The 18,409-nt window shown below is 73.7% G+C and carries 14 protein-coding genes and 1 pseudogene; 6 read left to right on the top strand and 9 right to left on the bottom strand.

The window, feature by feature from the left end:
* Window positions 1–55: 55 nt before the first annotated feature.
* The 4 genes from ACWC91_RS12785 to ACWC91_RS12770 all read right to left on the bottom strand — a co-directional run bounded on the left by ACWC91_RS12785 (window position 56) and on the right by ACWC91_RS12770 (window position 6,251).
* Window positions 56–1,243, bottom strand: coding sequence for an amidohydrolase (locus ACWC91_RS12785; RefSeq protein ID WP_225074603.1), 1,188 nt, complete (start codon window positions 1,241–1,243; stop codon window positions 56–58).
* Between the two features lie 56 nt (window positions 1,244–1,299).
* Window positions 1,300–1,938 (bottom strand): GntR family transcriptional regulator, encoded by a 639-nt coding sequence (locus ACWC91_RS12780; protein WP_225074602.1) that lies wholly within the window; start codon window positions 1,936–1,938, stop codon window positions 1,300–1,302.
* A 119-nt stretch (window positions 1,939–2,057) separates the two neighbouring features.
* Window positions 2,058–5,222 (bottom strand): sacsin N-terminal ATP-binding-like domain-containing protein, encoded by a 3,165-nt coding sequence (locus ACWC91_RS12775; protein WP_281156858.1) that lies wholly within the window; start codon window positions 5,220–5,222, stop codon window positions 2,058–2,060.
* 102 nt (window positions 5,223–5,324) lie between these two features.
* Window positions 5,325–6,251, bottom strand: a complete 927-nt coding sequence (locus tag ACWC91_RS12770; RefSeq protein WP_450640330.1) for a DUF3027 domain-containing protein — start codon at window positions 6,249–6,251, stop codon at window positions 5,325–5,327.
* 728 nt (window positions 6,252–6,979) lie between these two features.
* On the opposite strand from ACWC91_RS12770, the gene ACWC91_RS12765 reads away from it, so the two are divergent.
* The 4 genes from ACWC91_RS12765 to ACWC91_RS12750 all read left to right on the top strand — a co-directional run bounded on the left by ACWC91_RS12765 (window position 6,980) and on the right by ACWC91_RS12750 (window position 10,543).
* On the top strand, window positions 6,980–8,413 hold the full coding sequence (locus tag ACWC91_RS12765; protein WP_141360166.1) for an MFS transporter: 1,434 nt from the start codon (window positions 6,980–6,982) through the stop codon (window positions 8,411–8,413).
* 77 nt (window positions 8,414–8,490) lie between these two features.
* Window positions 8,491–8,964 carry a DUF2771 domain-containing protein gene (locus tag ACWC91_RS12760; protein WP_225074599.1) on the top strand — a complete coding sequence of 158 codons (474 nt, stop codon included), beginning with the start codon at window positions 8,491–8,493 and terminating at the stop codon, window positions 8,962–8,964.
* Window positions 8,934–9,692 (top strand): futalosine hydrolase, encoded by a 759-nt coding sequence (locus tag ACWC91_RS12755; RefSeq protein WP_225074598.1) that lies wholly within the window; start codon window positions 8,934–8,936, stop codon window positions 9,690–9,692. Before ACWC91_RS12760 ends, ACWC91_RS12755 begins: the two co-directional genes overlap by 31 nt.
* The gene (locus ACWC91_RS12750) at window positions 9,689–10,543 is read left to right on the top strand and encodes a 1,4-dihydroxy-6-naphthoate synthase (RefSeq protein ID WP_450640328.1); all 855 of its coding nucleotides are present in this window, start codon (window positions 9,689–9,691) and stop codon (window positions 10,541–10,543) included. The genes ACWC91_RS12755 and ACWC91_RS12750 overlap by 4 nt, the downstream gene beginning before the upstream one ends.
* A gap of 73 nt (window positions 10,544–10,616) precedes the next feature.
* On the opposite strand, the gene ACWC91_RS12745 is transcribed toward ACWC91_RS12750, so the two are convergent.
* From ACWC91_RS12745 to ACWC91_RS12735, 3 genes and pseudogenes are all read right to left on the bottom strand, one after another.
* A complete protein-coding gene (locus ACWC91_RS12745) occupies window positions 10,617–11,000 on the bottom strand; it encodes a cold-shock protein (protein ID WP_141360163.1) in 384 nt (127 codons plus the stop codon).
* A gap of 514 nt (window positions 11,001–11,514) precedes the next feature.
* On the bottom strand, window positions 11,515–11,739 hold the full coding sequence (locus tag ACWC91_RS12740; RefSeq protein ID WP_450640366.1) for a hypothetical protein: 225 nt from the start codon (window positions 11,737–11,739) through the stop codon (window positions 11,515–11,517).
* 65 nt (window positions 11,740–11,804) lie between these two features.
* A pseudogene (locus ACWC91_RS12735) lies at window positions 11,805–12,302 on the bottom strand (AfsR/SARP family transcriptional regulator); the annotation flags it as partial.
* 601 nt (window positions 12,303–12,903) lie between these two features.
* Between ACWC91_RS12735 and ACWC91_RS12730 the strand changes: the two are divergent.
* Complete coding sequence (locus ACWC91_RS12730) at window positions 12,904–13,155, top strand: hypothetical protein (protein WP_225074596.1); 252 nt, start codon at window positions 12,904–12,906, stop codon at window positions 13,153–13,155.
* On the opposite strand, the gene ACWC91_RS12725 is transcribed toward ACWC91_RS12730, so the two are convergent.
* Window positions 13,131–13,778 (bottom strand): HAD family hydrolase, encoded by a 648-nt coding sequence (locus ACWC91_RS12725; protein ID WP_225074595.1) that lies wholly within the window; start codon window positions 13,776–13,778, stop codon window positions 13,131–13,133. The two genes, ACWC91_RS12730 and ACWC91_RS12725, sit on opposite strands and share 25 nt — an antisense overlap.
* Window positions 13,779–13,867: 89 nt before the next feature.
* Entirely contained in the window at window positions 13,868–14,857 is a 990-nt protein-coding gene (locus ACWC91_RS12720) for a hypothetical protein (protein ID WP_450640325.1), read from the bottom strand.
* A gap of 118 nt (window positions 14,858–14,975) precedes the next feature.
* On the opposite strand from ACWC91_RS12720, the gene ACWC91_RS12715 reads away from it, so the two are divergent.
* Window positions 14,976–17,648 (top strand): helicase-associated domain-containing protein, encoded by a 2,673-nt coding sequence (locus ACWC91_RS12715; RefSeq protein WP_450640323.1) that lies wholly within the window; start codon window positions 14,976–14,978, stop codon window positions 17,646–17,648.
* The last annotated feature ends 761 nt before the right edge of the window (window positions 17,649–18,409 follow it).

Raw genomic sequence — 18,409 nt, 5'->3', positions numbered from 1 at the left:
GTCATCGCCCTGAGAGGTGGGAACCTCTCAGGGCAACACGTCCGGACCCGCCGTCCTAGACCAGCAGCTCGCCGCCCCGGACCACCACGCGTCCGCCGGACATCACGAGTTCACGCCGGGGGGCCCGCATCAGGGCGTCCTGCACGTTCTCGGCGTCGATCAGCACGACGTCCGCGGGTGCGCCCGCCGCGAGGTCGTGGACGCCCCGGTGCACGAAGCCCGCCGCGCGGGTGGTGGCGAGTTCCACCGCGTAGGCGAGGTCCTCGTCGGTCCGCATACCGTGCAGCCGCGCGAAGTCCAGGGCCACGCGCAGCAGATCGCCGTCGCCGAACGGCGACCACAGGTCGCGGATCCCGTCGGTGCCAAGACCCACCGGCATCCCGCGGTCCCGCATCCCGCGCCAGGGCAGTGGCGCCATGCGCACCGGGGCGACCGTCGACCAGGAGATGCCTGCCTCGGCCAGCTCGTCGAGCAGATCGGCCTGCCGCTCCGGAGGCAGCTCCCCGAGGGCGAAGCCATGGGAGACGTTGACCTTCCCCCGCAACCCCGCGCGGCGAGTGCGGTCGGCGATGAGCTCGAACTGGAAGGCGCCCAACGCGCCCCCGTCGTGCAGGTGGATGTCGATACCGACCCCGCGCCGCTCGGCGATGCCGAACAGCCCGTCGAGCTGCTTCACCGGATCGCGGTCGATCGCCGCCGGATCGAGTCCGCCGACACTGGCCGCACCGTTCGCCGCCGCCTGGTCCAGCAGCTCCAGGACACCGGGGCGGCGGACCACCCCGTCCTGCGGGAACGCGACGATCTCCACGTCGATCGCGCCGCCGAGCGCGTCCACCGCCTCGCGGACGGCGTCGATCCCCCGCAGGCCGACCCCGAGGTCGACGTCGACGTGGCTGCGCACCGCGGTGACGCCGTGCCGCAGGAACTCCCTCAGCACCGTGAGGCTGTTGGCCACGCTGGGAATGCCGAGCGCGTCCCGCTCGGCTCGTTCGTGCGCGATCCGGCCCAGCGTGGTCGGCTCGCCGCCGTAGGACACCCACGGCCTGCCCCACCAGCTCTTGTCCACGTGGGCATGTGCGTTGACGAAGCCGGGCAGGGCGAGCAGCCCGCCGCCGTCCACCCGCTCGCCGGGTTCGCTCGCGGCACCGGCGGGTAGCAGATCGCGGATCTCCCCACCGGAGACGACGATGTCGACGGCCTTCATGCCCCAGGGTCGGACATTGGTCAGTATCAGATCAGCCATTCAAAAATGGTATACCGAAACGCGAGGGCTGGACCTTGGTCGTCCGGCCGCGCGGCTCACCGCTGATGGGCGACGATCGCGTGCCGGCTGTTCTCCAGGTGCTTGGCGACCAGTTCGTCGACGAGCGCGACGTTCCGGTCCGCGATCGCGGCGTAGAGGGCCTCGTGCTCCCGCGCGATCGCCATGAGGTCGTCGTGCTGTCCCAGCAGCCATCGCATCCGGCTGCGGAAGGTGCTCTCCAGCTCGCTCAGCAGCTCGTTGGCGGCCATCGACGTGACGGTCTCATGAAAGTCCGCCGCCGCCCGCCGGGCGCGTACGCCGTCCCCCGCACAGGCGGCCTTCAGCTCTTCCTGCAGGTTGGAGCGGAGCCGGTCGAGGCCGGCGCGGTGGCGCCGTTGAGCGGCGAGCCGGAAGGTCAGGGCCTCCAGGGCCCCGCGGACCTCGTTCAGATCCGCGATGTCCGACGACGTGAACTCCCGGACGACCGCCCATGTGCGTGGCCTCGGCGTGACCAGACCCTCGGCGACGAGCACGCGCAGAGCGTCGCGGACGGGCACCCTGCTCACGCCCATCTGCGCCGCCAGCTCGCGCTCGACGAGCTTGCTCCCGGGCTTGCGAACACCATCGAGAATGTCGTCCCGGAGTTGCCGCGTGACCCGCTCGGACTCCGGCTGGAACTCCCCAGACCCTGCCATGCCCCCAGTGTCCCACGGGAAGCGCGACTATTTGGTATACGGGTCTGGGTTCGAGGTGGCGCAACCCGCCGCGGGGAACCGTCCGCTTTGTCACGGCGCGGCCGCGCGGCGGAGGCGTCTCAGTCGAACCAGCGGTCCCGGGCCAGTTCCTCCGTCCGGGACGGGTCCTCCAGGAGTGCCGCGACCTCGAAGCGGCGCGGCCACTGGCCCGACGCCCAGGCGAGACCGGCGGCCACGCCCTCCAGGGTGGCGGCGTGCAGGACGCCGTCGGAGGTCAGCCGCCAGTCCAGCGCGGTTCCGTCGACGACCAGTTCCTCGTGCTCGACGTAGGTGCGCGGGGTGCGCGGGCCGAGCAGCACCCGCACCGGCTCCGGTACGTCGTGCTCGGTGCCCTCGGAGTCGATCCCGCCGGTGACGGACTCGCTCAGCCGCCGCACCTGGAACAGCTCGGCCAACTCGTCGGCCAGCGTGGGCCGTACGGGCAGCAGCGGGACACCCTCGGTGAAGGGCAGCAGGTCCGGGGAGTCGCACACCACGGCGTCGGCGGCGTCCACGACCTCCACCCGGCCGTCGACCACGGCCCGCACCTCGTCCGGCAGCGTCACCTGCTCCGGGTCGAGCTCGGCCAGCGCGCCGTACAGGGCGTGCAGTTGGGCGGACGTCACGGGACGCTCCGGGTCGGCGAGCCGTTCCAGCAACTCCGCGGCGCCGCCCGGTTCCTCCAGCAGGGCGGCGACGCTCGTGCGCACGCCGAGTGCCCGCAGCACCTGCTCGTCGTCGAAGCCGGTGGCCTCGGCCTCCTCGTACAGGCCGCGCAGCAGCGGGTCGGACCCGGCGGCGCGCAGGCCGGCCGGGCGGCGCCCGCCGAGCACCGGGTGCCCGCGCAGCCACCAGGCGGTGTACGGCCGGACGATCTCGTGGGTGCCGTCGGGCAGCAGGATCCGCACCGGCTGGGTGAGCGCGTCCCGCAGCGGTGGCCGGGCGAGCAGCGCGAGGGCCTGGGGCCACTGGTCGTCGTCGACGAGGTCCAGGTCGCGCACGGCGACGATCTCGGTGGCGACCGGCGGCACGGGCGTGTCCGGGAACCGGTCGAGCAGGTCCTCGCACCACACGTCGACCGCGTCGAGCAGCCCGGGGTCGTCCGGCTCGGGGAAGTCCCCGTCACGCGGATCGAGTTCGTCCGGGTCGAGGACGACGTCCGTGGCCCGCACCAGGGCGAAGTTCGCGAGCACACCGCACGCGGCGAGCGGCTGCTCGCCCCACTTCCCGGCCAGCTCGGCGTCCACGGCCGGGAGTTCGCCCTCGCGCATGAGACGGGCGAACGGGCCGCCGGGCAGGACGAGTTCACCGGCTGGGGCGAGTTCGCCGTCCTCGTCGGGCAGGGCGAGCGCGCCGAGCCAGGGCTCCTCGCCGGGTTCGAGTCCGGCCTCCCTGACCAGCGCGAGGACGGTGTCGGCGAGTTCCTCGGCGTCCGGGGTGTCCTCGTCCCATCCGCCGGTGTCCTCGTCGAGGGAGGCGGCGACGGCGGCCCGCACCTGCGGGGTCGTGAGCACGGCGCGCGGCGTCGCGGGCAGGGCGCCGAGCTTCTCCAGGAGGGGATGCACGGCGTCCGGGTGCGCGACCTTCAGACCGAGCCGGGCCAGCACCTCCGGGTCGGTGAGGGCGGCACCGGCCACGGGCAGCAGGACCTGCCGGGGCCCGATGGTCGTACGGCTGTCGGCCAGCGGCACCGGCAGCCCGGAGAGGCGGTCGGGGTCGACGCCCGTGAGGCTGTCGTACAGCCGCCGCCACCAGCCGGGCTCCTTCTCCAGGCCGGCCAGCCGGTCGACTGCGTCGGTCAGCGGCAGGCGGGCCACGCCCAGCGTGCGCAGCTCCACGCGCCGTTCGAGTCCGGCGGGCAGCAGGGTGGGCAGCACCTCGGCGAGCACGCGCACGGTGTCGGCGCCCGCGCCCTCGACCACCTCGGCGTCCCGGGGGCGGAGGGATTCGGGCAGGTCGGAGTCGTGGTCCTGGTCGGCGGCGGCTACGGCCGCGGGCGGCAGGAAGGAGGTGCGCGGCAGCCGGTCGAGAATGGCCTGCCGCAGCGCGCCGTCCAGTTCGCCCTTGCCCAGCGGGCCGGGCACGAGGCCGATGACGCCCTCGGTCACCGGACGCCAGTCGGCGAGGAGTTCGGCGTAGGCGTCGGCCGCGCGCTGCACGAGGAAGTCGGTGAGCGGGCCGGGCGCGGCGTGGCGGCGGGTGCTGTCCAGCGGGAACGAGGCGATGAGCAGGGCCGGCACGCCGAGGGGTTCGTCGCTGGGGGTGGGGGCGTGGACGACGGGGCTGGTGCGGGGGCCGGCCGGGGTGCCGTCGGCGTCCACGGGGACGGCCCAGGTGACCGACCAGTGCGGGCGCAGGCGTTCCTCCACCGGGCGGTCGGCGAGGAGTTCGGGGGTGAGCGGACCGTGCGCGCCCGCGGTACGCCAGCGGGTCGTGCCGGTGAGGGTCCCCCCGCTCGAGCGAAGCCGAGAGTGGGGGAGGGTGTCCTCCACGACCGTCAGGGCGCCCTCGGTGCTGCGGCGCAGGGTGCGCGGCGCGGTGTCGCCGATCTCGATGACCACCTCCTCCAGCCCGGGCAGGGCGAGGAGCAGGGCGTCGTCGACGGCGTGCAGGAGGCGTTCGGCGAGGTCGGCGGCGGCCGCGTCGCGCAGCCGCAGGATGACGACCGTGTCGTAGGGGTCGGGCGCGGTGCCCTCGGCGGCGAACGGCAGCCGCAGCAGCGGTACGTGTCCTTCGCGGCGGCGGATCTCGTCGCCGAGGCCGGGGCTGTGCCGGGCGGTGTCCTCCGCCAGCGCGCGGGCCTCGGCCAGCGACCAGCGGACACCGCCGTGCCGGCCGACGACTGCGGGCTCGTCGGTGACGGCGAGGACGGCGGCGAAGCCGACGCCGAAGCGGCCGACTGTGCTGTCGCGGGCGTCGCGCTTGGCGGAGGCCCGGAGCGTGGCCAGCGACTCCACGCCGGCCGCGTCGAGCGGGGCGCCGGTGTTGGCGGCGAGCAGCACGTCGTCGCGCAGGGTGAGCCGCAGCCGGCCGGCCACGCCCGCGCGGGCGGCGGCGTCGGCGGCGTTCTGCGCCAGCTCTACGACGAGCCGGTCCCGGTAGCCGCCGAGGACGAGGTCTTCCTCCGCGTTGGCGTCCTCACGGAACCGGGCCGGGCTGGTGGCCCAGGCGTCCAGCACACCGCGCCGCAGGCGCGCGGTCCCGAACGGATCGCCTCCGGCGGACGGCTGCACCAACATGCTCACGTTCACTCTCCTCATCGGCGTGACGACGAAGGTACCGCGCGTGGGAGAGGCCATTCGCCCGACGGACGGACGGACCGGTCCGGACCGGTCGCGGGGCAGGTCCTAGGAGTGCCCCAGCTCGGCGGTCGCGTCGTCCCCGGTCACCGGCACCGAGCCGGAGTCCTGGGCCGGACGCAGCGGGAAGGGGTCCACCCTCGTCTCGTCGATCACCGGCGGGGGCGGCTGCGGCGGCTTGGGCATCACCGCGGCCTCGGAGTGGCCGCCGCAGCCGTACGTCAGGGAGACCACATGGCCGTCGGCCGGGGAGAACTCGTTGGCGCACACGCCGAAGGCCTGGCCCAGCGAACCGCCGATCGGCACCAGGAAGCCGCAGCTCACGCAGGCCGCCGGGGCCGCCTGGGCCATCGGCGTCTTCGCGCCGAAGCCCTCCTCCCAGCGGTCGGCGGCGACGTGCAGGCCGTAGCGGGACAGGACGCGGGCGCGGCGCATGCCCAGTTCCTGGGCGAGCGCGGAGATCGAGCCGCGGGACGGGACGGTGGACAGGTTCCTCGGCGGGCCCGCCGTGACCTCGGCGTCCTCCGCCTCCGCCAGTTCGGCCATCTCCTGGGAGACCGCGGCGTTCGGCACGGGCTCGTCCTCGCCGGAGTAGCCGGCCTCCAGGCGGAGGTCCTCGGCGTCGGTGGGCAGCAGGTCGCCGGGGCCCATGTCGCCCGGGCGCAGGCGCTCGCTCCACGGCACCCACTCGGGCGCGAGCAGCGCGTCCGGGCCGGGCAGCAGGACGACCTCGTCCAGGGTGACGATCTTGGCGCGCGACGCACGGACCACGGTGACGGCCCAGCGCCAGCCCCGGTATCCGAACTCCTTGCACTCGAAGAAGTGCGTGACGACCCGGTCGCCCTCGGAGAGCACTCCCGCGTGCTCGCCGACGACACCGGGCGCGGCCGCCTCCTCGGCCGCGGCCCGGGCGAGGTCGACGGCCTCGGCGCACAGGCGGTCGGGGGTGCGGCTTCGCGTGGTCGCTGCGCTCACAGGTATCGCTTCTCTCCTACGCCGTCTTTCGGGTGCGCCGGCCTGAAGGCGGCGGGGCGGACGGAGCGGACCCTGGGACCGCGTCGACGTCCGCGCCCGTTCGCGCTCGGGCGCACCTACGTCATCCATTCTGCGGTATGCCCGTAAGGCGCGCGGTCGAGAACGTTCGCCACGGCGCGCTACGCACGCTACCTTCTCGTCGCCGCTCGGCCTACACCGACGTTGTCTTCACCGCGCCGCACCAGAACTTTCCCGCCCACGCCGACACCGGCCCACGCCGCGACAAACCCGCCACCGGAGCCACGAGCCCGTTCCCGACCACGCCCGGAGACCGGCCGCCGCAGGGACCACGGCACCAGCGCCGAGCCCGCCCCGAGACCGGCCGCGACCGGGTCCGGCACCAAGCACGCCGGGGACAGCCGCAGCCGGACCATCCCCTGAGACGCCCGGCGCGCGGCCAAGGCAGTCCACCGGCCCAGGCCGCCGCAGCGCGACCGGGTCCGGGACCCGAAACCAACCCCGCCACCGCCAGCGCGACCGGGTCCGGGTCCGGGTCCGGGTCCGGGTCCGGGTCCGGGTCCGAAAACACCCCGCCCCGCAAGCGTGGTCGCGTCAAGGTGTCGAGGGTGGGGACTGTCGGGGCCGGGTGGGTGCCTTAGGGGTGTCTGGTTGGTCGCATCCGCGCCGCCATGGCGCTACCGGTGCCGTTTCCGGGGCAGTATGACGGGGTGGCAGCCGCGAGGACGCCCCCGGGAACCACCGGCGTCGGTGGGGACAAGGGGGTCAAGGGGAGCAGCCGGGGCAGCGGTTCGGGCCGGTTCGGCGGGTCCGTCCGCGCGGTCGGGCGTGCCCTGCATCTGCCCGTGACCGGAACGGTCCGCGGCATCCGCAGGGCGACCAACGCCCACGGCGCCGGCGAGTCCGGGCTCGGCCGGCTGATCGAACTGCACGCGGTGAACGGCGCGGGCGACGTGATGATCACGGTGGCGCTCGCCTCCACCGTCTTCTTCTCCGTCCCCACCGACGAGGCCCGCGGCCGCGTCGCGCTGTACCTCGCCATCACCATGGCCCCCTTCACGGTCCTCGCCCCCGTGATCGGCCCCCTCCTCGACCGCCTCCCGCACGGCCGCCGCGCCGCGATGGCCGCCGCGATGCTGGCCCGCGCCCTGCTCGCGCTGATCATCGCGGGCGCCGCCGCCAGCGGCAGCCTGGAGCTGTACCCGGCGGCGCTCGGCGTGCTGGTCGCCTCCAAGGCGTACGGCGTGGTCAGAAGCGCCGTCGTACCCCGGCTGCTGCCGCCCCGGTTCTCCCTGGTCAAGGCGAACTCACGGGTCACCCTCGGCGGGCTGCTCGCCACCGGTGTGGCCGCGCCCATCGGCGCGGGCCTCCAGGCCCTCGGCGCGCGCTGGCCGCTCTACGGCGCCTTCGTGATCTTCGTCGCGGGAACGTTCCTGTCGTTCGCCCTGCCGCCCAAGGTCGACTCGGCCAAGGGCGAGGACCGGGCGCTGCTGGCCGCGGACGAGCAGCACCTGCGCGGTCCGCGCCGCAAGCCGCTGAAGCGTCCCGGCCTGCGCACCGTCGGCACGGCCGTCACACACGCCCTCGCCGCGAACGCCGCGCTGCGCTGCCTGTCCGGGTTCCTGATCTTCTTCCTCGCCTTCCTGCTCCGTGAGCACCCGCTGACCGGTGAGAGCGCGGCGGTCTCGCTGGGCATCGTGGGCGTCGCGGCGGGCGCCGGCAACGCCCTGGGCACGGCGGTCGGGGCCTGGCTGAGATCGCGCGCGCCCGAGATCATCATCGTCACCGTCGTCGCCATCGTGCTGGGCGCGGCGGTCACGGCCGCGGTCTTCTTCGGCGCCTTCCTGGTGGCCTGCCTGGCCGCGATCGCCGGCTTCGGGCAGGCACTGGCCAAGCTGTCCCTGGACGCGCTGATCCAGCGGGACGTGCCCGAACCGGTGCGAACGTCGGCGTTCGCCCGCTCCGAGACACTGCTCCAGGTGGCCTGGGTGCTCGGCGGCGCGATCGGCATCGTGCTGCCGCTCAACGGCGTGCTGGGCCTGTCGGTGGGCGCCGGGCTCGTGGCCGCCGGCTGGCTGCCCACCGTCCGCGGTCTGCTGGCCTCGGCCCGGCACGGGGGCACCACGCGGCCCCGGGTGGCGTGAGGCGCAGTACGGGGCCGTCTGCCACGCCCGCACCCCCGCGTGGGCGGGCAGGCGGGCGGGCCCGATAGCCTTCGGCCATGACCACGCTGCATTCCGCCGTGCGACGCCGCCGCGCCGTCGCCGCTGCCGGCGCCGTTTCCGCCGGACTGCTCGTCCTGTCGGCCTGTTCCAAGCCGACCCCCCTGTCCACGATCACCGTCGGCAGCTCCTCGGTGAGCTCGGAAGCCAACTGCTACAACGACGGCAACGCGATCAAGACCGCGGACCTGGCCAAGTGCCTCAAGTCCAAGGACATCAAGACGATCAAGGTCGACCCGGACGAGACCGTGCGCTTCGGGGTCGACCCGAAGATCGCGGACACGGGCTGGACCATCCTGATGAACGGTCAGCCGCTGACCGACTCCAGCACCAAGACCTACCGCACGATCCCGGGCAGCGTCTTCTTCAACGCCCAGTACGGCGCCAGCGGCAACTCGACGCTGGTCTCCATCAAGGAGGGTGAGAAGGACGTGCGGGGTCTGTGGTCCTTCAAGCTCACGAAGGACTCCTGACCACGTCCGCGCCACGCGTCCTCGTCGCCACCGCCGTCCCCGTCGAACGGGACGCGGTGGCACGGGCGTTCGCCGGGCCGGCGCGTGAAGAGCCGCTGTCGGCGCTGCCCGGAGCGACCCTCCACCGGGTCCCCGGACCCCTCGCCGTCGACCTGATCGCCGCCGGCGTCGGCCCCGCCCTCGCCGCCGCGACCACCGCCTCCGCCCTGACCGCCGCCGCGCTCGCCGGCGCCCCCTACGACCTCGTCGTCTCGGCCGGTATCGCCGGCGGCTTCGCGCCCCACGCGCCCGTCGGCTCGCTCGTCGTCGCCGACGAGATCACCGCCGCCGACCTGGGCGCCGAGACCGGCGACGGATTCCTGCCGGTGACCGAGCTCGGCTTCGGCACCGTCACCCACCGTCCGCCCGAAGCGCTCGTACGGGCGATCGCGGCCGCCGCCCCGGCCCGTACCGGCACGGTGCTGACCGTCTCCACGGTGACCGGCACCGCCGCCCGCGCCGACGCCCTGCGCGCCCGTCACCCGGGCGCCCTGGCCGAGGCCATGGAGGGGTTCGGAGTCGCCGAGGCGGCCGCCGCGCACCGCGTCCCGGTGCTGGAGGTGCGCGCGGTCTCCAACCCCGTCGGCCCGCGCGACCGCGCCGCCTGGCGCATCGGCGACGCCCTGACCGCCCTGACCGAGGGCTTCGGGAAGCTCGCGCCCGTCCTCACGAGTTGGAAGATTGCATGAGCCCTGACAGCAGCCGACTGCGGATCGCCTACTCCCCCTGCCCCAACGACACCTTCGTCTTCGACGCGCTCGCCCACGGCCGCGTCCCCGACGCGCCCGCGCTCGACGTCACCTTCGCGGACATCGACGTCACCAACGGCATGGCCGAGCGCGGCGAGCTGGACGTGCTGAAGGTGTCCTACGCGGTGCTGCCGTACGTCCTCGGCGAGTACGCGCTGCTGCCGTGCGGCGGCGCGCTGGGCCGGGGCTGCGGGCCCCTGGTGCTCACCAAGGAGCCGGACGCCGACCTGACGGGCCGTACGGTCGCGGTGCCGAGCGAGAAGTCGACGGCGTACCTGCTGTTCCGCCTGTGGGCCGCGGACGTCGTCCCCGGCAGGGTGGGCGAGATCGTGGTCATGCCGTTCCACGAGATCATGCCGGCCGTGCGGGACGGGAAGGTCGACGCCGGTCTGGTGATCCACGAGGCGCGGTTCACCTACCGCAACTACGGCCTGCACAAGCTCGCCGACATGGGCGAGCACTGGGAGCGCACCACCGGGCTGCCGATCCCGCTCGGCGCGATCATCGCCCGGCGGGCGCTGGGCGAACGGACGCTGACGCGGCTCGCCGACTCGATCCGCGCGTCGGTGCGCGCGGCCTGGGACGACCCGCAGGCCTCCCGGCCGTACGTCATGGAGCACGCCCAGGAGATGGACCCGGCCGTCGCCGACCAGCACATCGGGCTGTACGTCAACGAGTTCACCGCCGGCCTCGGCGAGGCCGGCTACGCGGCGGTCCGCGGGCTGCTCACGCGTGCGGCGGCCGAGGGGCTCGTACCGCCCCTCGGCCCGGACGCGCTCGCTTTCCCCTAGGTCCTGTCGTGCCAGGCGTCGCACGGCAGGCGGGAATCCGACGGCAGGGCCCGGCCCTGTCAGCCCCGTCGGGTCATACGTCCAGCTGGTCGGCGACCGCGCGCAGCAGTCCGGCGACGTTCTTGCCGGACGTCTTGTCGGGGTAGCGGCCGCGCTCCAGGGTCTGCGCGACGCCCTCCAGGAGGGTGGTCAGGTCCTGCACGATGGACGCCAGCTCGTCCGGCTTCTTGCGCTGGGCGGCGGCGACCGACGGGGTCGGATCCAGGAGCGTCACGGAGAGGGCCTGGTCGCCGCGCTGGCCGGCGACCACCCCGAACTCCACCCGCTGCCCCGGCTTGAGCATGTCCACTCCGGCAGGGAGCACCGAGGAATGGACGAACACGTCGCCGCCGTCGTCGCGGGAGAGGAAGCCGAAGCCCTTCTCAGCGTTGAACCATTTGACCTTGCCGGTAGGCAAAGCACGCACCCCATCTCACCGGTCAGCCGAACCACAGTTGCCGCAGGTCAGGCTATCTAGCGCTCGCTCGTGCCTGCCGTTGTCCCGAAGCCTCCCCACCTCTTTACCCGCCGTCAAGCCCGCCCACTCCAGTCGGCCGAACCTGGCCGATCGGCGTGGGCGCGCTCGCTCGGGGGCGAGGGAGGCAGGGGATATCTCAGCACATGAGGGGGCGGCTCCGGCAACCCGTATTCGCGGACGGTGACGACACCCGAACGGCCCACGCGGCGACGCCCCGCGCCACCGGCCGGGCATTGAGAACCACCTTGAACACACCGCCGTCGACAGCTTGACCGCGCTCTCCCGGCCGGGACCTCCGGACACCTCGACACCCGCCCCGCGCAGGGTGTCCTGACAGTGCGGCAGCGAGAAGGGGCGTCAGGTGTCCGAAACGGTTCGCCGCCCGCGAGATCCTCCGGCGCGGGTGGCCGGCCGCGAGTGCGCCGCCGGCCACTGCGGGCGTGGCCCGGACGCCCTACGACAGCGCAAAACCGTGGCCCGCGGGGTCCGTCCGCTCGCCGTTGTCGGCGACCAGCGTGGGGGCCGCCACCAGGCGGAGGGCGTCCTCGCTGTTCCAGCTGAGGGCCGCCGCCCGCATCGCCTCGACGTTGGGCGGCAGGTCGAGGCCCAGGTCCTCGGCGAACAGGGTCTGGCAGCGCTTGATCGCGCTGAGGGCGCTGGCCGCGTCCCGTCGATGCAATGCACCGCGGCCAGGAGCTCCCACAGCCGCTGGCGGTAGGGCGCCTCGGCGATGATGCTCTCGATCCGATAGGAGAGCGTCTCGGTGCGACGGGCGAGGATGCAGTTGGTGAACAGGTCCTGGTAGGCGTCGAAGCGCGCGTTGTTGACGCCCGCGACGTGGGCGTTGAACCACCGCGTCGGCGGGAGGTCCTGGCCGAACGGGCCGCGCCACCAGGCCAGGGCTCCCTCCAGGACCTCGGCCGCCGGCTCCGCGTCACCGCGCAGCAGCAGATTCCGGCCACGCCGTGCGGCCAGCGTGAACTGCGCCAGGTCGAACTCGTCGGGCGTGACCGCCAGCCCGTAGCCGCTCTGGCCGCCCCGGTAGGTCCGCACCCGGCAGCTCAGACCCGGCCGGGCCTCGTCGAGGTCACGGCGCAGGGCGGTGAGATGGCTCCGAATGTTCGCCGCGGCCGAAGTCGGCGGGTCGTCCCATAATCTTTCGGCCAGTTCGGTGATCCCTATGGGCTGCCCGGACCGAAGCGGGAAGGCGGTCAGAATCGCACGCCGCACCGGCGATGCCATCTCGGCGTTTCCCTGGACCCGGAGTGGGCCAAGAATCCTGAAAACCGTGTCTCATCTCTCGTCCGGCCGCGAGGCAAGTTGCCGCGCCTCTTGGCTTGATTTGAACGCAAGTCGTGCGCGATCCCGTCAGGTCCGCCGATCCCGCCGACGGAGCAAGTGCACCGCTGGATCCCCTTCCCGACGGAGCGTGCGCGAAATGAGCAGTTGTTTAACTGTTAACCACACCAGGAAGGCATTCTCAAGACCGCGGTCAACGGTCTCCTCACTTCACGCCGGCGCGAAGTCGACACCCCTCGCCATTACCCCACCGGGACTGGCCGAATTTCGCAGCGCATCGCGCGCCACCATGGCAGGTGATCGTCCGGCCATCAATGGAACTGCCGGGTAATTCTCCATCAAGGCAAGTAGACGTTCAGCGTGGGCATATCGCTAAAGAGAGCTTTGCCCGGAGCGATTGCGAAATCATTCCTTCTTACGGCAAAACTCCGGTCCGGTTCGAATATGCCGGGGTCGTCCACCGTTGCCGACCGCCCCGCCGACGCCCGCTCCACGGTCAACCGGGCCTCTCGGTGCCCGCGCACCAGGAACTATCCTTGGTGGCGTGCGTGACAATACCCGAACGAATTCCGCCACAGCCGGCGACCGGCTGGTCCGTGCAGGTGCCATCGTCTTCTTCGTCGGTGCGTTGGCCACCGCGGTGACGTTGGTGCCGCTGTTCCTCGGCACGAAGCCCTTCCCGACCTACATGTTCGGACTGAGCATGCTCATGGGCGTCGGCTTCCTGATCGCCGGTGCGGGCGTGCTCCGGTCGATCGCGGCGGGTCGCCGTCAGGCGCGCGGCGACTCACGGTAGCGGCCGAAAAGCGTGCGGTTGGCCGCGAGCCAGTCCGGGAACACGGTCAGATCCGCGAGCACGACGTCCGCGCCCGCCGCCCGCAGTTCCCCCTCGTCGCACGGTCCGGTGGCCACCGCCACCGACAGGGCGCCGGCCGCGCGGGCGCCCCGTACGTCCCCGACGTGATCGCCGACGTACACCCGGGCGCCGTACTCGCGCAGCGCCTCGGCCTTCCGCTCGGCCCACAGGTCGCCGATCACCGCGTCCGGCTCGATGCCCAGGTGCTCCAGGTGCAGCTTGGCGTTCGGCTCGTACTTGGCGGTGACGACGATCGCCCGGCCGCCGTCCTGCCGCACGGCCTCGATCGCCTCGCGGGCGCCGGTCAGCGCGGGCGTGGCGGAGACGGCGATCGCCGGGTACAGCTCCCGGTACAGATCCCCCGCCGCCTCCACGCGCTCGGCCGGGAACCAGTTGACCAGCTCTTCCGCGAGCGGCGGACCGAGCCGCGTGACCGCCAGGTCGGCGTCGATGTACGTTCCCGTCCGCTCGGAAAGCTCCAGGTAGCAGGCGCGGATGCCGGGGCGGGAGTCGATGAGGGTCATGTCGAGGTCGAAGCCGACGGTCAGCGGGCGAGAGGTCATACGGGCCATTGTGCCCAGGGGGCGGGGCCGCGAGACCCCGGACCCGTGTGACGTACAACCATCTCCGGTGCCCGTGGCGGCGAGCGCGACTACGTCCGCCGCTGCGAGCGCCACACCAGGAACAGCGCCGACAGCACGGCCGCGGCCCGCACCACCCACGGCCAGGTCTGGGAGACCGCGTCGTTCATGTGGCCCTCGGCGATGGGGGTGCCCCAGCGGTCGTCGGTACGACCCCACAGCCAGACCACCCAGGCGGCGAGCGCCAGTCCGGGCATGCCGACGACGGCCCACTTGGACTCCGCGGCGGTCAGCCGGCGGGAGGCGTAGGCGATGACCCAGCCGAGCAGCAGCGCGTACCAGTTGCCCAGGACCGCGCCGACCACCAGCAGCCCGGCCGCGAGCAGCAGCAGCGGATTGCTCCGGCCCGCCAGCAACGGGGGCAGCGCGAAACGCCGGCGCCCGGCGGGCGCCTCCGGCTCGGCCGCCTCCACCGGTGCGGCGGCACCGGCCGTCTCGGGCGCGGGCTCCGCGTCGGCGGATTCCCTCGCCGGCGGGGGCTTGAGCAGCTCCGGGATCTCCACCCCGCCCATGAAACCGGGCACGTCGTCACCCATCCCCAACGGGCCCTGCTCCGGGCGCCACCACTCGGAGCCGGCCACCGGGCCGCCGAGCTCGTCGGCGCTCGCCAGGTGCGGCGGGGACGGGCCGTCGGACGGCGCGGGGCCCGCCGGCCGCTGCGACGGACGCGGCCGCGGTACGACCTTGCGCAGGCCCCTCGGGCGTGCCTGTTCCGCCTCCGGTTCACGCTGCGCGGGCACGGCCGGGGCCGCCGCCCGCGTGCCGCCCCCGCCGGAGCCGCCCGCGGACGCGACGACGTCGTCGGGGCTGCCGAGCCCGTCGATGATGCGGCGGACGGCGGCGGGACTGTCCACGGCGGCCTTCGCGCGGCGCCGGTCGATCTCGTTGCGCAGCTCCGCGACCAGACGCATCCGCGTGGCCGAGGACAGCTGGCGTTGCTGAGCGACGTCCCCGACGCGGCTCAGATACTCGTAGACGACCTGATCGCTCTCGATCCCCACGAAGCCCCTCCGGGGTGGCTGGCCGATGACCCCGTTGGACGACGGTACCGTCTCCCGCGCGGTGCCCCGTGCCGCTGTACGGGGCCGGGCGCGACACTCACCCGGTACCGTGAATCGGATGAGCAGCGATGAGAAACCGGCGGCCCCGCGTTCGCTCGCGGAAGCGCTCCGCGCGCGCGACGACGCCTCCCTGGCCGCGCTCCTGCGCAGCCGCCCCGACCTCATCACCCCGGTCCCGACCGACCTCACCCAGCTCGCCACCCGCGCCGGGACCCGCGCCTCGGTGGTCCGCGCCCTGGAGCGGCTGGACCGGTTCGCCCAGCAGACGGCCCAGGCCCTCGCGGTGGCCGGCGACCCGGCCACGTACGGCGAACTGCTCGGCCTGATGGCGTCCGACGCCCGTGATCCCGTCGTCGCCGCCGCGCTGCCCCGCGCCCTGGGAACCCTGCGCGAACAGGCCCTCGTCTGGGGCGGCGACGACCGGCTGCGCCTGGTGCGCACGGCACGCGAACTGCTCGCGCCGTCGCCCCAGCACTCGTCCCCGACCGGGCTCGGACCGACGGTGCGGGAGGCCTCGGCGGGCATGTCGCCGGGGCGCATCCAGGAGATCGTGACGACCGCCGGGCTGCCCTCGACCCACGACTCCGTCTCCGCCGTCGCCTCGCTCACCGGCCTGTTCACCGACCGCGAGCGGATGTCCGCGCTGCTCGCCGGTCTGCCCGCCGACTCCCTCGAGGTGCTGGAGCGCCTGGTGTGGGGGCCGCCCTACGGTCAGGTCACCCCCGACCCGGCGCCGCGTCTGCGCCGGCTGCTGGACCGCGGGCTGCTGCTGCCCACGGCGCCCGGAACCGTCGTCCTCCCCCGCGAGGCGGCCCTGCACCTGCGCGCGGGCCGCGCCCACCGCGCGCCCGAGCCGGTGCCGCCGGCCGTGGAGGCCGCCGCGACCCACCGTCCACAGGTTGTGGACGCGACGGCGGCCGCGCAGGCCTACACCGCCCTGGCCACCGTGGAGGAACTGCTGCGGGACTGGGACGAGGGCGGCCCGAACGTGCTGCGCGCGGGCGGTCTGAGCGTGCGCGACCTCAAGCGCACCGCCGTCGCCCTCGACGTGCCCGAACCGGTGGCCGCCTTCTGGGTCGAACTCGCCTACGCGGCCGGTCTGCTCGCCTCCGACGGCGAGGACGAAGAGCGGTACGCGGCGACCCCGGCCCACGACGAGTGGCTGGAGCGGCCCGCCGCCGAACGCTGGGCCCACCTCGCGGCGGCCTGGCTGGCGGCCACGCGGACCGCGGGTCTGATCGGCGGACGGGACGCCAAGGACCGGGCCCTGTCGGCGCTCGGCCCCGGCCTCGACCGCTCGGCGGCGCCGGAGGTACGGCACCGGGTGCTCACGCTGCTCGCGGGCCTGCCGCAGGGCGCCGCACCGGCCGGTGAGTCGGTGCTGGCCCGGCTGCGCTGGGAGCACCCGCCGCGCGAACCGCGGCAGGAGGACGACCTGCGCGGCCGCCTCGCCCGGTGGACGCTGTCCGAGGCGGAACTGCTCGGCGTCACCGGCCGGGGCGCGCTGTCCGCACACGGGCGCGCACTGCTCGGCGCGTCCGCGCCGGCTCCCGCGGAGGCGGAGCCCGCGCCCGGGAAGACCCCCGCGGGCGAGGCCGGGCGCGGTCCCGCCGCACGCGCGAAGGCGGCCACGGACGCGGCCGGGGCCGCGCCCGCGAGCCCCGGGGACAAGCTGCCCGTCCACAAGCACCACCGGCCGGAAGAAACCCCCGGCGCCCCGGCGCCCCAGTCCCCGGCCACGCCGGTCTCCCCCTTCTCTCCCACCGCCCCCGCCTCCGCCGCGTCCGCCGACGAACAAGCCGCCGCGGCCCGCGCCCTCGCCCCGCTCCTGCCCGAGCCCCTGGACCACGTCCTGCTCCAGGCGGACCTGACCGCGGTCGCGCCCGGGCCCCTGTGGCGTCCGCTCGCCGAGACGCTGGGCGTGCTCGCGGACGTGGAGTCCAAGGGCGGCGCGACCGTCTACCGGTTCACCCCCGCCTCCGTACGCCGGGCCCTTGACGCCGGCCGCACCGCCTCCGACCTGCACGCCTTCCTCACCGCGCACTCCCGTACACCGGTGCCGCAGCCGCTGGCGTACCTGATCGACGACGTGGCCCGCCGGCACGGCCATCTGCGGGTCGGCGCGGCCTCGGCGTACCTGCGCTGCGACGACGACGCGCTGCTGAACGAGATCCTCGCCGACAAGCGGTCCGCCGGGCTGCGCCTGCGCCGCCTCGCGCCGACCGTGCTGGCCGCGCAGGCCGACCCGGCCACGCTCCTGGAGGGCCTGCGCGCGATGGGCTACGCACCGGCCGCCGAATCCGCGGCGGGCGACGTCCTGATCACCCGCGCGCACTCCCACCGCACCCCGCCGCGCACCGCACCCGACCCGGTCCCGGAGGGCCCGCCCGCCCCGGACGCCACGCTGCTGTCCGCCGCGATCCGCGCGATCCGGGCGGGCGACCTGGCCTCCACCGCCCCGCGCAAGCCGACCGCGACCCGGGAGGACGGCGAACTGCCCCGCACCGGCTCCGCCGAGACCCTCGCCACCATGCAGGCCGCGGTCCTCACGGGCGAGGCCCTGTGGATCGGCTACGTCAACGCCGAGGGCGCCGCCAGCCAGCGCGTCATCGCGCCGATCCGCGTCGAGGGCGGCTTCGTCACCGCTTACGACCACACCGCGGACGAGGTCCGCACCTACCCCCTGCACCGGGTCACGGGGGTCGCCGAGCTCGCGGACGACCAGCCGTGACCCGCCCCGGATAGGGCACACTGGACGTTTGACCACATGGAAAGGGCGCTGCGTGTGAATGGTCCCCTGATCGTCCATACGATCAGGCGTGATGCACACACTAACGGATAGGTCCGAGCTGTGGAGTGGTTTACCTGGTCAGAGCAGTGGGCCCCGGCATGCCTTCCAGGGGGCGCCGCCAGTCTCAGAATCACCGCGCGGTTGGCAGCGTTCGAGCCTTCAACCTTCTGACCCGTAGGGTCGGGCATCGCACCGCGACTCATGCTCACGGTGTCCTATTGCGAAGGTCCACGTTGGCGATCATGCGTGTGTATGTGTCGTCGTTGCCGTCAGAGTTGCCGTCAACTAGAACCCGCCCTATCGATCATGTACGGAACTGCATGCCGTCCACACGCCCCACCGGTGACGATTAGGGACTCGGGTGGAACGGGCTGCCCACGCCCAGGTGTACCTTGCTGGTGAGCCGGCCGCGTGAGTGGCCCACCCCCTTACTCCTGCGCCACCTCCGCCTGGTGGGTGCGCAAACTCTGGCATGGCGTGTCAAGAGGGCCAGCGGCAGCCCTCACCTCATCCACGGAGCAGATTCGGCCATTTTCACGTGCCTCCATCGACCGCGATCATCAACATTGGGTGTCATCCAGCACAAACGCCCTGGTCCTGGTCGTCGTCGATAACGTGAAGAGGCATGGAGTCGGCCAATCTAATTTCCGAAACCTTGAAGGGTGCAAGACTCCCGCCTAGTCTGACCATGCTCATCAACC

Source organism: Streptomyces sp. NPDC001204 (assembly GCF_053598035.1).
The sequence above is the reverse complement of the archived record's forward strand: the minus strand, read 5'-3'. Positions and strand labels throughout refer to the sequence as shown.